Raw genomic sequence first — 15,754 nt, forward strand, 5'->3', positions numbered from 1 at the left:
GCCTCCTGTTCAGGAAAATGAAAACGTTATCTTTATTATACCTGTTTGCGGAGGGTAATGGACATATAATTTCAATAATTGATAGAATTCTTTCCGGCCGCTGTGATTAGTGAAATGCTCCCTTGTCATCACCGGGCGCAGCTGAACAGGGTCATAGCGGATCTGCATGCCATCTGCAGCAATCACTCCCTCTTCCTCTTCTTTCCAGGGAAGATCCCCAAGAATGAACTGTTCCGTGAAACCGTTCGGAGGGGTTTCAAGTTCATAGGCATCCAGGATTTCAAGCATAGGTTTCTCTTTTTTGTACCAGGTGAATGTCCGGTGAAAGGAGGTCAAACCCGAAACGGGGTACGTATCTTTCAGCTCGAGCCCGTAAACAAGATGTGATTCATCCTGCACCGTCTTTGTCTGCACAGCCTTTCTATCCGCCCCTTGTGTCTGCCAGCTTCCATTTATTACCGGAAGGGAGTGGCCAAGGGCGTGATTCGTGATAAACGTATACCTTTTCTCGTCAAAATATCCTTTTTGGTATAACCCCGCTCCCAGATCTTTCAGAAACATCTCCCCGTTTTTCATCATGATCATGTGGCCGACGTCATTGTGGTTATGCGGTTCATCGTTATGTCCGCCTTTTGCCGCGAATGCATAGTGATCTTCTCCGGAACGAAAGCGGGACACCACCCACTGGGAAGCATCCATCACTTCGTCTTTTTCTTCCCACTCCCTGCCCTCGAGCGTTTCATCCAGCCATATCCACTCGCGCAGAAGCGGCGCCCACCGCGCGCAGTGATCAGCCGTATAGGGTTTTCGGAGATGGTAATCGGGAACCGTTACATCACAGAAGCATTGGTGCAGGTAATGGCTCAATCCAAGAGGTACCGACTGCTCCGGCACGCAGTCCGAAAAAGGAATCACCTTATTACGGTATAAAAACGCGTTCTGCTGAAAACGCGCAATCTGATGGACTTTCTCCTTTTGGAACAGGTCGATCCGCCCTTTCGTTTCTGCAAGCAGCAGATCGGCAAAATACACGAAAAATACAAAGCCGTACTGCCAGTATTGGCAGCCTTCCAGGCACACGCCGTCTTCGTTGAATCCGCTCAGAAAATAGTCCATCGTCCGCATATTCCGCTCAAGAACCGCATCCAGTACCTCTCCTTTTTCAAGCAGGTGCATCGCAGCCGCTCCGACTGATCCGGCACACACAGCCGCCCAGTTATGATCTGCCGTTTCCCAGTGATACGTGTGGTTGAGAAAGGGCTGCAGTACACGCCCACGCACTTCTTCCTCTATACGCCGGCAGAGCCTCTCTCCAAGTTCGGTGCCGAGGATGCTTTTCATCTCACTCAGCGCAAAACTGGTTTCCGCAGCAAACAGATCAATCGTATTCGGATCATCATCTTTGATGTGTGCAGGCAGACACCACGAATATTCCGAACAAACGTCTTCCACTTCCTCCCGGAGAGCCTGTTTGTACTGTTTTTTTTCTGGATGGAGGAGCGTCATGAAGGCAAACGTGTTCAACCGGTGCCTTCTATGAAAATAAACGGCTTCATATTCCTGCCGGGACCCGGTCTCTTCAAACAACCGGAATAAATCATCGGTTAACGGTGGCGTGCCGCGGTTAATGAGTTGTCCGGCTTCACTTGCCACTTCTGCGGCAGGTGCCTGCCAGGCCGGATGAGACGGGCGCTTATTCCACCAGTTTCTATCCATGACTTTAGACGGCAGCAGCCGTTCTCCTTTTTTTCGTGAAAACAGCATGGTTCACCTTCTCTCTAAACAGGAGGAAGGATCAGGGTCGTATGGACCCTCATCCTTCGTTTTGTTATTCCGCGTTATTATCGATAATCTTCTGTGCTGCTTCATCCGCATTTTGTATCGTTGTCTCCAGATCCTGTTCCCCGAGAAGGAAAGCATCCGTTTCACTCATGTAGGCATCTTCCACCTCTCCGATATAGGTTGGAGGGATATTAAGCGGTGCGGCTTCAGACGTTTCGAGAACGTTGATGAGAGATTCCGTGTCCACTTTGTCCGGAGCGGCACTTGCCTGAACAAGGTTATCGACGACTTCCTGCAGATCCGCGTTCTTATAGGCCGGCAGGTATCTTCCCTGTTCCTGGATACCTTCTGTCGTGTACCAGCGGATGAATTCAAACGCTGCGTCCTTGTTGTTGGAACCGGAATATACGGATAGGAAGTCCGCGCCGGCCGGTGTTGTCACCGGATCCCCTTCTTCAGCTTTTGGATAAGGTGCAAATGATACATCAAACGGCGACGGACTGCCGTCGATACCGCCTGCTTCACTGATCATCCAGCTGCCTGTCAAAATGGTTGCTGCGGACTCGTTGAAAAACTGATCCCGGTACGACAGTTCCTGGGAAATCGTGTTGTCGTACGGTACGGCAGATCCATCTTCATGACCGCGCTGCCTTATTTCAAGCGACTGTCTGATTTTTTCGCTGTCGATATTGGACGTTGTGCCGTCATCTTTTACAAGATTGCTGTTTTCCGGCTGGTTAAACGCTGCCAGTTTGACGTAATCGACCCACGTATGGAAGTACGTGCCATACATCTTATTGGCGCCTTCACCTTCAGATAACTGGTCGGCATAATCCATGAAGTCGTTCCACGTCCATTCGGTCGGAAGTTCCAGGTTATTTTCGTCCAGTTTATCCTGGTTCATCATGACAAAGTGCATATTATATTTCCCCGGCAGCGCATAACGCTCTCCGTCCACAGCAGTATTGACGCGGTATTCTTCATCAAAATCAAAGCCTGCTTCATCAATATAACTGTTCAGCGGTTCAAACATGCCCTGACTCACCCGCTGGGCGTAGTTGGATGCATCGTTGACCATGATGACATCGAGTTGGTCCCCTGAGGCCGCAGCCAAGTCAATCTGCTGCATCGTTTCGTTGGCGTCGTTGTTTTCCGGCGTCACCGATTCTACGTTAATATTTGGATGAGACTCCTCGAATGAAGAAATGACCTCATTCCAATTGTCCTGTTCTTCATTGTACCAATGGTGGAGACGGATGGTGACTTCCTCCCCGGAAGATCCACCGTCCCCGCCATCTGTTGAATCAGAAGCTTCCTGATCTCCTCCTCCGGAACATGCTGCAAGTGCCGCAAGTAGAAACGTCCCCGATAGTGTTAACAGTGATTTTTTCATTATAATTCCCTCCTTCATTATAGTTAAAAGGTTACCCTTTTACTCCCCCTCGTGCGATTCCTTCAATAACGTATTTCTGTCCGATGATGAAAATAATGATCAGCGGCAGAATGGCCGACACCGACCCTGCCATAATTAAACTGTACAACTCCCCGCTGCTCGTCGAGAAACGCTCAATCGCGAGCTGAATCGTCGACAAATGGTCCGACCGCAAAAAGATGAGCGGTCCCTGGTAGTCGTTCCACGTCCAGATAAACCGGAGAATGGCGTAGGTCGAAATAGCTGGAATCATCATCGGCACAACAACTTTGTAAAAGATCGTGAAGTGGGATGCTCCATCCATTTTCGCCGCATCAATATAATCATCCTGAATACTGGAGAAAAACTGCCTTAATAAAAACGTTCCAAGAACGCTGAAACTGTTCAGCAAAATCAACCCAAGGTGCGTATCGAACAGGTTGAGCACCCGGTACATCATGAACTGCGGCACAAGGATGGCCTGCGCAGGAATCAAAAAGGTGGCAAGCACAATCAGAAACAGCGCATTTCTTCCTTTAAAATGGATTTTGGAAAATCCGTACGCCGCCATCGCGGAAACGGTTACAGAAAGCAGCGTGGTAAGTACCGTTACTTTGATGGAATTCCAGTAGTACAGAATGAAAGGCTGTTCCCCAAACCACACGCGGCGGTAATTGTCCCACTTCCAGTCCGAAGGAATCCATTCAATCGGATACGAGAACACGTTGGTTTCTGCCTTCAGCGACGCGGACAACATCCAGATGAACGGCATCAGAAACAACAGCCCGATCGCGAACATGATAATGGTAATAATAACTTTTTTCGCATTCAGTCTCCGCAGACGATTCAATACCTTTCACCCCCTTAATAGTTCACCCATTTTTTCTGCCCGATCCACTGAATGGCTGTGATCACAAGCAGCATGCCGAGCAGTGTAATCGCAATTGCTGAGGCGTAGCCCGATTTCAGATTTTCAAAGGCCTGCTCATACAGATAATACACAATCACCGATGTAGAATACCCCGGACCGCCTTCGGTCAGAACAACAATCAGTTCAAACGATTTGAAACTGTAAATGATTCCTGTGATTAAAAGGAAAAATGTTGTCGGCGACAGCATCGGTACCGTGATATTTTTGAATTTCACCCAGGCCGACGCGCCATCCATTTCCGCCGCTTCGTATAAATCCGCGGGGATATTTTGCAGTCCGGCAAGATAAATAATGAGGTTAAACCCGATCGACGTCCACACCGTGATAATAATAACTGATACGAGCGCCCAGTCGGAATCTGCCAGCCACTTCGGCGGATTATCAATACCGATCGACATGAGAAACTCATTAATCGGTCCGTAAGACGGGTGGAACAAAAGCTGGAATACAATGGCGATTGCTACGATACTGGAGATATAAGGCATAAAATAAATAACCTTGAAAAATCCCTTAAAGTAGACGTTTTTATTAATAACGACAGCGAGCACCAGCGACAGCGCCATCGTCAGCGGCACGGCCAGAATCAACCAGATGTTGTTCACCACCGACTGGATGAACGGCGCGTCCTGCGCCATCGTCTTGAAATTCTCCAATCCTACGAAGTTCGCGCTCTGAAACCCACTGATAAAGACCCAGTCCGTAAAACTGACAGCAAGCGCGATAAAAATAGGAATAATGATTAAAACAGTTGTACCGATTAACATCGGTGCCACGAACATATAGCCTGCGAAGTTTTCTTTGAACTTCGTGCTTTTGAAGCGGCCCAACTGCTGTTTGTGCGTATTACTCTGATATGCTGTGGTAGCTTCATTCTCTGCCACATCCATCACCCCCCCATGCTTTAGTAAGCGGTTTCAACTATAGGTATATTGTATGCGGTTTCAACGATGAGCACATGGAACAGATTTGACTGAAATGAAAAGAATTTTGCTTTCTGTGGAAAAGGTGTTTTTCTGAAGGGTATTCATTTAATGGACACTATCGCATTTTTTCGCGTGATTAGTGGTTACACACCTGCCCCCGGGAACCACTATTCCTGTTTTTTTATATCTTAGTGTCCGGTAAACCTTCCTTATTGGACACTATCATTTTCTTTCACATAACCAGTGTCCATAACCGTAGTGGATTGTATTGTTCTGCACCAACCATAAAAACCGGCCCGGTATGGCGGCGCGGGCCGGCGTTTTATTTGCGGATATCTGGATCTGTCTTTGCTGCCTGTTTTTTTCTATTCCTTTTTATATAGGTGGCGATAAAGATAATCAGCATGAAAAGAAATACCGCCAGTAGGTAATAGTCGGTCCATGACGATTCCCCGAAGAAAAACGAAAAGAAGAAAGAAGTCCCGACCACCGCAAGTATCGCCCAATACATACCGTGCCCCCCCTCTTTTTTTCCTATAGTATAGCATACCATCAGGAATACCACGACCGTTCCCGCGCACTGCTTTTTAGCAGAATTTTACATTAGCGCGGGCGTGATACTCTCCTCCATCTCACGTAGTCGTTCTCCGCCGAGACAGTCAAATTATTTTCAGAATAAGCAAAATAATTATATGAAAGCGCATACAAAACAACGTACAATGATAACCGATATGGACACCTGTAGAAAGGAGGATCGTACGTCAACGCAGCAGAATAATGAAAAAAGGGGTTTTGAATTTAATGATTGGAAAAAAACAGCTGGCATCCGCGGCTCTTCTTTTCGTTTTACCGGGACTCGCCACCATGACAACAGGTGACGAAGCGCTGGCGGATGAAGAAAGGGAAACCATTACCATCAATGGGAATGATGTCGATGAAGATCACCGGTTTAAAGGATTCGGCACGGTTTCTGCCAATAACACGACACGGTTGTTGATGGACTACAAGGAAGAAAATCCGGAAGCATACTGGGAGATTATGCACCAATTGTTTGATCCCGAAACCGGCGCGGGGCTTGCCCATGTAAAAGTGGAACTGGGGGCGGATGTGAACTCTTCGTCCGGAACAGAGCCTGCCACCAAACGTTATGAGGATGAACCGGCCAATGTCCTGCGCGGAGCTGGATTTCAGTTCGCCGCCGATGCGAAATCGATCAATGAAAATATTACAACCGAAATCCTGCGTTGGGGAGAACCGCGGTGGACATGGGAAGGCGTGGCCAATCAAAATTATGAAAAAAGATACCAATGGTATAAAGACACGATGGATGCCGTGGAAGAAGAATACGGGTTCAAACTCGATTATGTCGGTGTGACGCAGAATGAACGGGCCCAGAACGGCAACGGAAGAATTGACGAGGAATGGCTGCAGTATTTCACTTCTTCTTTAAAAGAGGAACCCAATTATGAGGAGGATTACGAGGACATCAAACTTGTCGCCGCCGACGGGTACCGGGATACATCCTCTATCAGCCAGGTACTGCTCGATCATGAAGACCTCCGGGAAGATATCGATGTAATCAGTACCCACTATGAAATTTCCGGTTCGGATGCATTAACAGAACTTCAGAACACCCTGAAAGATAACGGGAAAGAACCAAAAGACATCTGGATCTCCGAAGGTGTTGCCCCGATGGTGAACGCACGCTACCGGGAAAACATGGAGCCGCAGTACAACGGGCTCGGCGGACAGTACGGTATCGTGGATGTCACGTCCCGCATTATTTCCGCCTATTCCTGGGAAGGAGCCGGTGAGAACCCTCTGAATGCGGTATCTTTTGACTTTCAGCCTTCCGTAAGTGCTTTTTACGAAGGTGCTTCGTACAATCCAAAACATTTAATCAGCGCGAAAGACCCCTGGTCCGGTTTTTATGAAACAGACGGTGGTCTGCAGGGCGTGCGCCATGTTATGAACTTTGTCGAGCATGACGACCGCTCCACAGAGAAAAATGAGCGCTGGCAGTACGTCCAGGGCGCGACGACAAGTAACGGAGAATTTTTTGACGGTGGTATCGAAGTCGATACGGCCACGCGTAATCATATGACGCTCAAAGACCCGGAAACCGGCGACTACTCCACTATTTTCGCCAACAATACAGAAGATACCCGGCGCTACACGATTCAGGCAGAACAGTTAAATGGAAAGGAAAATGCCCCGGTTCATGTCTGGGAAACAAAAGGGTCAGAGGATGGCAAAGCGATTGATGAAAACTGGTTTCAGCATACCGGGACTGTCACCCCGGAAAATGGACAGTACAATGTGGAAGTGAGTCCCTACTCGATCGTAACCATTTCAACATTGGACAAGCAGGCCGAGGTAGAAGGTTTCGAATATGAATCGGATCCGGTTGATACCTCTGAAAACACGATTCTTTCTCTTCCCTACGAGGATGATTTTGAATATGACGAATACGGCACCGATGAAGAAGGAAGAGACTACATGGAGCGGCGCGGCGGCACCCCGCGTTATACCACCGATCAAACCGGCGCATTTGAGGTCGTAAAAGAAGCGACAAAACCAAAAGAACAGGGCAGCGCTGAGCGGGTGGAGCGTACGATTCCGCAGGCGGACGAGCACGGCAGCATGCTGCAGCAGAAGATAACACCTGACATTATCGGTGCGGAATGGGCGGTCTGGGGTGGCACAGACGGCGCAAAGACCGATCGCAATCCGACAACCAATATCGGGGACCACCGCTGGGCGAACTACAAAGCATCATATGATTTTCTGCTCGACACCCACACCCCGAAAGCGGAGGACAGAAGCAATTATGCCTTGATCGGCGTCCGTCAGGTGAAAGCGGGCGGCGGTGATTCCCAGGCTCCTTATAACGCGAAAGTGTATGAGGATGGAAGCTATGAAATACTGAAAATGGGAAGCGTCGTTAAAGAAGGAACGGTGGAAGGCTTTGATAGCAGCAAGTGGCACAATATAGCGCTGGAAGCAAAAGAAAATACGTTTACGCTGTATCTCGATGAAGAAGAAATCGCAAGCTACACCGATGAAGAAAAAACGGTCATGGCCGGACGGGTATCGCTTGGCTCCGGTTATTATGAAACACTCTTTGACAACCTGAAAGTCGAAGCGCTGGACGACTATGCCTACGAATCAGACAAGATAGATAACGCACAGGGGCATGTCTACGATTCGAAAGAGGAAGCCCAAAGTAACGAAGACGACGTGAATCCAATCGGTTACGTGGGCGACTGGACCTACAGCCGTACCGGGTATGATCATTTCAACCGGACATTGATGACCACAGAAACCGATGTACCTGTCTGGAACGGCGTGGACATCGACCACCAGGACACGACCGACACCCAGGGCACATTAAATAAAGTCTACTATTCCGGCGATTGGTCCTCCAATGGAACAAATGCCTGGGGATCCGGCGGCGAATCATTTGAAATTACATTTGAAGGAAATGAAATCAGGTTGTACGGCATCACGAATCCATCCAACGGGACCGCCGATGTCTACCTTGACGGCGAACCAGCCGGAGAGGCAGACTACCTGAATAACAGCGAAAGAGAGCAGATGGTCTGGTCCGCTGAAAACCTGGAAGAAACCGAGCATACGTTGAAAGTTGTTGCAAACGACGGGTATGCGAGCTTCACCCACGCTGAGGTGGAAACATCGGAGGAGCATCCGCTTACGACAAAGGACACCCTGGCTCCCGATGATTTCACGGCCGTATCGGAAGAATCAGCGATTGACGGGAATGATAACACCGTATATGCCTACCGTGAAGGGGAAAACGACTGGGGCGCCAACAGTACCAATGCGTGGGCAAACTTTGACGACAATCCGTACATTCTTGTCCATTTCACCGGCACCGGCATTGACTATTTAGCAGGCACCGGCGAAGAAACCGCCTATCAGGTGGAGCTCGACGGCGAAGATATGGGGAGTCACACTGTCGACTCCGACACCGGCATCCGCTATTCCGTACGCAACCTCGAAGAAGGACAACACACGTTGAAGGTGTCGCTTGGAGACAATGAAGCCAAAGAAACGTATATGGATTACCGCGGCGTCAATATTTACAGCACCCCGGATACGGAAGAACAAACAAACAGCATGGTGTTTGATTTTGAAGGTACAGGCTTTAACCTGTTCGGTGCCACGCCGGATGCGTTAATTGACGTGTACGTGGATGGCACCCTGATGGAGGAAGATCACCGGATTCATGCTACCGGCGCGAGACAGACGTCCTACGTGCTGCGGGGACTCGAAAACAAAACCCACAGCGCCGAAATCGTCGTGAAAGGCGGCAGCTTTGTGCTGGACGGCATGGATGTGATCACTGGAGAAAATAACATCAGCGTCGATAAATCCTCACTGCAGGAATTGTTTGACGCCCAGCAGGACAGAAACCATAAAGACTATACAAAAGACAGTTGGAAAACGTTCCATAAAACCAGGCAGAACGCAAAGCAGATACTGAAAAATCCGAACTCCACCCTGATTGAAGTCCATGCTGCAGAGAATTCCCTGCAGCAGGCCGTAGATGGACTGGTGGAAGCATAAAATTGGTTTAGAACGCCGTCCCTTTTACGAGGGGCGGCGTTTATATATATCAGCGGAACGCTCGCAACATCTCCATTTTCGCCCGCAATCGACATGGTTTCGCTCGTAAAGCACGCAATTTCGCTCGCAATCGACAATATTCCGCCCGCAAACACCTAAAGCAGGTTCATCGCAGCCACACTATATCGTTTCTCACGAGAAAGCGGCCGTTGAAGGTCATCGGCACCCCTTCGCCGTTTCGTTCCGCGTGTATATGCAGATGTGGTTCGCTCGTGTTGCCGGAGTTGCCGGTGACTCCGATTGGATCGCCTTCCTGCACAGTCTCCCCTTCTTCCACCTGCACACTTCCTTCCTGCATGTGGGCCATGTGGATATCGGCATTTTGATCCGTACACTCGATTTCCACAAAATTGCCTCTCGGCTGATCGGTGTTGGTCTCAGGGGGTGTGAGATCCGGCAGGGTGCTGCGGCTTGCGGTCACTTCACCGCTGCATGGACTGTGCAGTTCTTTGCCGTATATCGTGTATTTATCCAGATTTTCCGGATACAATCCTGCCGCTCGTGATCCCAGCGTATTCAAAGCCACGACATCGACGGCGAATTCCTGCGCCGGATGTGCGTTGTGGTAGTTAATCTGTGTATCCGCGCCTCCGTGACTCACGTAATATGTGCCATTCTGCAGCGGAAAGGCGAGTTCCACCGCTTCTTCTTCCGCACTGTATCCGTTTATAATACCGATGTGATACATACCAAAAATAATCAGCAGCAGAACGTAGACGACAAGCGATCCTTTCTGACTGCGGGAGTATGCAGCACGAAACGGCATAGTCCTGATTTTTTTCCACGAAAAGAAAAGCGCCAGCACCAGTAGAAGCAGCCAGACAAAACGGAGGTAGTAACCGGACCAGTACCATGGTGATGACAAAAAGATCCAGCTGATAAACGTTGTCATGAATAGTCCCTGTATGATCCACTCCAACTTGCTGGTTATTTTCGCCCGCCACAGCGATATGATAAACAACGCCGGCAGCAGAAGCTGGATAATAAATAATTGTATGATCGTTCCCGTCATTGATTTTCTCCTTTTCTTCCGTAGTAGAATAAACGATTTCGCTCGATTTCGACAACGTTTCGCCTGCTTTCGACACGGATTCGCCCGCAATCAACATACATTCGCTCGTAACCTGCCTCATTGCGCCCGCATTCAGTGTGCTTTACTTCTATGTTAAAATAAAACATCAGCGAACGACAACGCAGCCGAGGAGTGAACCGTAATGGAGAAAAAAGACGTAGCAGGCCTGCGCCGGCAGTTCAAAGTGGACAATGATACATTAACAATTTCCGAGATTTTTCATGTTTATATTATGAGAGACACGTCCGAGATCTATCATCACCAAAGTCAGCCGTTTGAGATGCTCGACCGTGAGCAGCAGGAACTTTTCATGAACAATTTCAAGAAAGTCCTGACCGGACAGCTCGATGAAAAATTGTTCGAGTTGAAGTTTCAGCGGGATGTGGAGAATTCCAGCCAGTTGATTCTGCACAAAGGGCTCTTAAGCACCGAGACCGAAGACTGGAAAGAACAGATGCTTCTTATGACGCAGAAGATGATGGACAACCACACGTATGACAAGGATATCGTCATTACCTTCATCCGTGCGGAATACGCCATCCCGGCGGGGCGCCGCAGCGAAGGCAGCGAAGAAGGCGGAACGCATGCGATGTATTCCAACCCTTTTATTCTATGCAGCATCAACCAGACCGAAGAGCCGAAGCGGGAAATGCAGTTCGATTATATTGAAAAAGAATTCAAGTATAACGTTGCGACCGATCCGGTGATTGATCTGGAGCATCCGATGTCGGGATTTCTTTTTCCATCCATCACAGACGGGGCGGCTGATGTGAACCGTGTTCTCTATGCGGCAGGAAAAGCCAACGACCCTGATTACCGGTTCACCGAAGAGGTGTTAAATGGAGAAACAATCGTAACGGCTAAAGAAGATAAAGCCGTGTTCGAAGAAGTGATCAAAGACGTCACAGGCGGACAGGTCAGCCCTTCCACCCTCGCGAATGTGTACGGGGAAATCCACCGCGTCGTGGAAGAAAATGAAGAAGAAACCGCGCCGACTCTCGACTACAAAGACGTCGGACAAGTGTTGAAACAAAGCGGCGAAGATGTTGACCCCGAACAGGTGAAGACAGCGTTTCAGCGGGCTGTGGATAACGACAGCCACGAATTGAAAGCAAGCAGTGTCGTCCCGAAATACAATTCGAAGTCGATCAAGATTAACACTAAAATCGCCAATATCTCTATCAGCCCGCAGGATCTCGAATACGTCCGGCAGGTAAATTACAACGGGAAACGCTGTATTATGATTGAAGTGGAAGAAGACGCGGAAGTCGACGGATTAAAAATGCTTCCGGAATCTTTTAATCCGTAATCCGCTTACAGCCAGACCCTTAATCCCTCCAGTATGTACCCTATCACTTCCATAACCAGAGATCCTCTCTCCCCCTCTTTGCGGAGGGTCTTCTGCCCCTCCACCGTTATCATGTAATACACCGCTCCGCTGGTCTGCTTCTGATCGTCATACCAATAGGAACGTACCTGATTTTTTTCTTCAAGCTTTTGCAGCTTACGATCCAGGTTTCTTTCGTTAAACCGGTTCATCGATTTCAACCGGAGACGCCTGGCCAGTTCCCTGCTCTGCATATCCTCGTGATGCAGAAGCTCCAGAATGATTATGCTGCGATTCGACTTACGTGCCACTATTTCTTTCCTCCTCTTTTACATCCGGGTTTTGCTGAAACGCCTTCGGGTGGTTGAAAAGGTAATGATCAAAAAGCGCGTACAGGATACCTGCTGCTCCAAAGGACAGAACCGCGGTCATGCTTCTCAGGTCATAAGCATCGATATAAGGGGCGTAGGCGCCGGTAAAATACCAATATCCTCCCAATGCTCCGGCAGCCGTGTACATCAACATCCGCGGTATCACACGGTTCATAGTCCTGTTAACCATAAGCGTAAGCGGCAGAAAGGTGAAAGCATATCCAAGAACGGCGGCGAACCAGATCATTACAATAAAGCCGCTGCCGGGATAAGCCGAATTTCCTATTTTCGAACCTTCTGCCAGCTCAACAGCAAAGCCTGCTCCAAGACAAAGCAGTGCAAAAGGAATCCACATCATAAAACCCTGCCGTAAGATGTTCAACGTCTGCCTCCCTTTTTTCCAGTTACATACTATTTTATCACAATACTGAGCGTATCTGGAATTTGACTTTTAATAAATCTATATCTATTATAGATATAATAACTCTTTTATAGGGGTGGGGAAAATGAAGTTTTCCAAAGCGACCAATTATGCGCTGCATACGATGCTGTATTTTGTGGTGACCGACCCAAAACAGCAGCTGGGTGTACAGCCGCTGGCGGAGAAAATGGAGATTTCGCCGACGTATCTGTCTAAGATTTTAACCCAGCTCGTTAAAGCGGGTTTGGTGGAATCGGCGTCCGGAGCCAAAGGGGGATACCGTCTGCCGCGCGGATGGGAAAGTATATCGTTTCTTGATATCATTCATGCCGTGGAAGGACCTGTCTCGCTTTTTGACGGCTGCCTGAATGATAATCCGGAATGCATGGTAAAGCAGGTGATGGTATCAGCCGAAGATAAAATGGAAGAAGAACTGAAACAGCGTACACTTGCCGACTTTGCTGAATCAGCACCGGCCGCTCTCTAAAGTAGGTGCTATCCAGGTTAAAAAAACTCCATCCGTGCTGAAACGGATGGAGCCTTTTGCTTATTCTATTACTCTGCCGGCTGCAGGTCCTCAATGGATTCAATATCCATGTACGTCGGAACGGCTAATCCAGTCAAAGCACCTTCAAGGTTAGGACCGAGATCTACAATATTATCTTCGTGTTCTTCATAGAAACTGCCATGCGTTTTCGGCATCCAGGGTGCTGTGGAACCATCCGCATCTCCGTTGGCAACGGCCTCAAACACAACAGATGGATCTACTGGTGTGAGCGTTACGTCATACCCTTTCTGCTCCAGTGCCAGTTTAACAACGGCTGAGGAGGCGCGTTCGGAATCCCACGGAGTAAGGGCCAGTTCAATTTCCTTACCGTCTACGGATTCTACACCGTTGATCCATTCATCTACTTTACCCTGGTTGTTATCGACCCACTCCTGGGCCACTGTCTCGATATCCTTCTCCTGTGCTTCAAGAAGGAAGGATTCAGAGTCTTCCAGTGTCCATTGGAAACGGTCCAGGATTTTGTAGGCTCCCGGCATGTCTTCTTCCAGCCCCATTCTTGCTATCGTTCTGATTTCTTCGGCTTCTCCGTACACGTTCTGCGGATCTTCCAGGTACTTCAGATCAAACTGGGCGAACTTGTAGTGCGGGTTCCAGCCGGTAATAACAATTGGCTCTTCATTTTCGTATCTTGTTCTGAGTTCTGACAGCATGGCCGCCGTGGAAGAAGAGTTCTGCTCCCAGCCGGAAAGACTGTCATACTCGGAGATGGCATTGCTTGTCGATTCTGTAATTCCGGCTCCCGGCTCGATACCGGTAATCGTGTAATCCACGGCTTCTCCTACATTTACAGAAGATTCTGTCTGATCACCAGAACTTTCGCCGGATTCTTCTCCTGAACTGCCGTTTCCTTCTCCTGAACCTTCACTGCCGTTTTCTCCTGATTCATCCTGACCACATGCAGCCGTCAACATCGTTAACGATAAACCTGCTGATAAGGCAATTTTCTTCCAATTTTTCTTAAACATCTTGTCCTTCCACTCCTTCTAAGCTGTTTTAACTTTTGAAGTTATAAATAATCGACCTTTTTACTATCTCTGTTAACAACCGATTTCATTCTACTCGATTGCTTGTTTATCCTCAAACGGCATATATCATAATTTTCGTACACATAAATCTCTTCATGCAGACTTTACAAATTGTTCATAGTATATCTATGAATATCTTCTTCATAGTCTCTATATGTGCTTGTATCTCTAATTTTATGAAAGGGCTGCCATTCTTTTTACCTATGTAGATGATAAAATAGAATCAATAAAAACAATCGAGCCCTTTTGTACGTCGTGTCGTCTTTGGTTCTTTTTTCATTGCATTTCATGTTTTTCATTCCGCAGGCGCGTTACAATGGAGTTATCCTGAGCCGATACGGAGGTCGCTATGATTATTCATTACCACCTGGGCGCGGTTACTGTTGTTATTTTGCTCTTCGCTGCCGTCCATTACCTGTACAGCCGGCAGATGAACAACATTGCTTTGATTGTCCATAACCTGCTCCGGGTCCTTTATCTCGCAGCTATTATGACAGGGTTTATACTGCTCGGTCAGGTTTCTGTCAACGTCGGGGGGCTGGGCAAACTTGCGCTCGGCATTATCAGTATCGGGCTGATTGAAATTTATTTTAGTCATTATAAAAAAGACGATGCCCCGAAACCTTTTCTGATGGTTGTCATCATTATCCTCGCGCTGACCGTTCTCACCGGAATCCTGCTGCCGCAGGGAATTCATCTGTAAAAAAAGGCTGTTCCTTTTGTGGTAAACACATGGAACAGCCTTTTTGATTCGGTTATTTATTATTTGAAGGTTAATCTGCCGGAGCGCATATCATCAGTCATGCCCTCATACGGTGCTTCTGCAACAACAATTTCATTGTTGACGCCTTCGTTTTGGAAAAATGTGATGTCGGCGAATTCCGGTACGACGTGTTTTGGATACGTATCGTATTTCTCACGGGATTCTTTCATAACATCAATGTAATCATTTTGATAGCACGTGGTGATCTCCGGATGTTCATGCACCCATTTCGGGAAGAAAATAATGCCGTGCATGCGTTTGTCATTTGGCATGAAGTTCAGGGAAACGTCGGTGCCGGTCGGCTCAGTCCATGATACTTTAAACACGCCGTCGACGATTTTTACGAGATCGACTTTCTGGTCGCGGACCCAGCGTCCGCCCACCATACCGCTGTGTATGCGGTAATCGATCGTGTCTTCATTTTTAATGTACATTTCATATTCCCAGCCGTTTTCGTACGTATAAATGAGATGACTGCCAAGAAATTCGTTAAGATCTTTCATTGTCTGC

Annotated in this window: 14 protein-coding genes; 4 read left to right on the forward strand and 10 right to left on the reverse strand. The window is 48.2% G+C overall.

Translation table 11 applies throughout. The features are described from left to right. Positions 1 to 9: 9 nt before the first annotated feature. The 5 genes from BM058_RS11790 to BM058_RS11810 all read right to left on the reverse strand — a co-directional run bounded on the left by BM058_RS11790 (position 10) and on the right by BM058_RS11810 (position 5,558). Positions 10 to 1,764: a heparinase II/III family protein gene (locus BM058_RS11790; RefSeq protein ID WP_090927253.1), complete on the reverse strand. Its 1,755-nt coding sequence runs from the start codon at positions 1,762 to 1,764 to the stop codon at positions 10 to 12. Positions 1,765 to 1,828: 64 nt separating this feature from the next. Next, positions 1,829 to 3,175 (reverse strand): ABC transporter substrate-binding protein, encoded by a 1,347-nt coding sequence (locus BM058_RS11795; RefSeq protein ID WP_177195537.1) that lies wholly within the window; start codon positions 3,173 to 3,175, stop codon positions 1,829 to 1,831. Between the two features lie 31 nt (positions 3,176 to 3,206). After that, positions 3,207 to 4,043 carry a carbohydrate ABC transporter permease gene (locus tag BM058_RS11800; RefSeq protein WP_245736966.1) on the reverse strand — a complete coding sequence of 279 codons (837 nt, stop codon included), beginning with the start codon at positions 4,041 to 4,043 and terminating at the stop codon, positions 3,207 to 3,209. 14 nt (positions 4,044 to 4,057) lie between these two features. Next, the gene (locus BM058_RS11805; protein ID WP_090927255.1) at positions 4,058 to 5,011 is read right to left on the reverse strand and encodes a carbohydrate ABC transporter permease; all 954 of its coding nucleotides are present in this window, start codon (positions 5,009 to 5,011) and stop codon (positions 4,058 to 4,060) included. Between the two features lie 358 nt (positions 5,012 to 5,369). After that, positions 5,370 to 5,558 (reverse strand): hypothetical protein, encoded by a 189-nt coding sequence (locus tag BM058_RS11810; RefSeq protein WP_090927256.1) that lies wholly within the window; start codon positions 5,556 to 5,558, stop codon positions 5,370 to 5,372. 290 nt (positions 5,559 to 5,848) lie between these two features. Here BM058_RS11810 and BM058_RS11815 point away from each other — a divergent pair, with 290 nt between their 5' ends. Further along, entirely contained in the window at positions 5,849 to 9,637 is a 3,789-nt protein-coding gene (locus tag BM058_RS11815) for an S-layer protein (protein WP_090927292.1), read from the forward strand. Positions 9,638 to 9,803: 166 nt separating this feature from the next. Here BM058_RS11815 and BM058_RS11820 read toward each other — a convergent pair whose 3' ends face one another. After that, positions 9,804 to 10,709: a M23 family metallopeptidase gene (locus BM058_RS11820; protein WP_090927257.1), complete on the reverse strand. Its 906-nt coding sequence runs from the start codon at positions 10,707 to 10,709 to the stop codon at positions 9,804 to 9,806. 202 nt (positions 10,710 to 10,911) lie between these two features. On the opposite strand from BM058_RS11820, the gene BM058_RS11825 reads away from it, so the two are divergent. After that, positions 10,912 to 12,078, forward strand: a complete 1,167-nt coding sequence (locus BM058_RS11825; RefSeq protein ID WP_090927258.1) for a DUF4317 domain-containing protein — start codon at positions 10,912 to 10,914, stop codon at positions 12,076 to 12,078. Positions 12,079 to 12,083: 5 nt separating this feature from the next. Here BM058_RS11825 and BM058_RS11830 read toward each other — a convergent pair whose 3' ends face one another. Then, positions 12,084 to 12,407 (reverse strand): helix-turn-helix transcriptional regulator, encoded by a 324-nt coding sequence (locus tag BM058_RS11830; RefSeq protein ID WP_090927259.1) that lies wholly within the window; start codon positions 12,405 to 12,407, stop codon positions 12,084 to 12,086. Continuing rightward, the gene (locus tag BM058_RS11835; protein ID WP_090927260.1) at positions 12,397 to 12,849 is read right to left on the reverse strand and encodes a hypothetical protein; all 453 of its coding nucleotides are present in this window, start codon (positions 12,847 to 12,849) and stop codon (positions 12,397 to 12,399) included. Before BM058_RS11835 ends, BM058_RS11830 begins: the two co-directional genes overlap by 11 nt. Positions 12,850 to 12,973: 124 nt before the next feature. On the opposite strand from BM058_RS11835, the gene BM058_RS11840 reads away from it, so the two are divergent. Beyond that, positions 12,974 to 13,375 (forward strand): Rrf2 family transcriptional regulator, encoded by a 402-nt coding sequence (locus BM058_RS11840; RefSeq protein WP_090927261.1) that lies wholly within the window; start codon positions 12,974 to 12,976, stop codon positions 13,373 to 13,375. A 68-nt stretch (positions 13,376 to 13,443) separates the two neighbouring features. On the opposite strand, the gene BM058_RS11845 is transcribed toward BM058_RS11840, so the two are convergent. Further along, positions 13,444 to 14,421, reverse strand: a complete 978-nt coding sequence (locus BM058_RS11845; protein ID WP_090927262.1) for a glycine betaine ABC transporter substrate-binding protein — start codon at positions 14,419 to 14,421, stop codon at positions 13,444 to 13,446. Positions 14,422 to 14,830: 409 nt separating this feature from the next. Here BM058_RS11845 and BM058_RS11850 point away from each other — a divergent pair, with 409 nt between their 5' ends. Next, positions 14,831 to 15,184, forward strand: coding sequence for a DUF1516 family protein (locus BM058_RS11850; RefSeq protein WP_090927263.1), 354 nt, complete (start codon positions 14,831 to 14,833; stop codon positions 15,182 to 15,184). A gap of 59 nt (positions 15,185 to 15,243) precedes the next feature. Here the strand turns inward: BM058_RS11850 and BM058_RS11855 are convergent, their stop codons facing one another. Continuing rightward, positions 15,244 to 15,747 carry a phenolic acid decarboxylase gene (locus tag BM058_RS11855; RefSeq protein WP_090927264.1) on the reverse strand — a complete coding sequence of 168 codons (504 nt, stop codon included), beginning with the start codon at positions 15,745 to 15,747 and terminating at the stop codon, positions 15,244 to 15,246. Between the last annotated feature and the right edge of the window lie 7 nt (positions 15,748 to 15,754).

Source organism: Salibacterium qingdaonense (assembly GCF_900114715.1).
Lineage (GTDB): Bacteria > Bacillota > Bacilli > Bacillales > Marinococcaceae > Salibacterium > Salibacterium qingdaonense.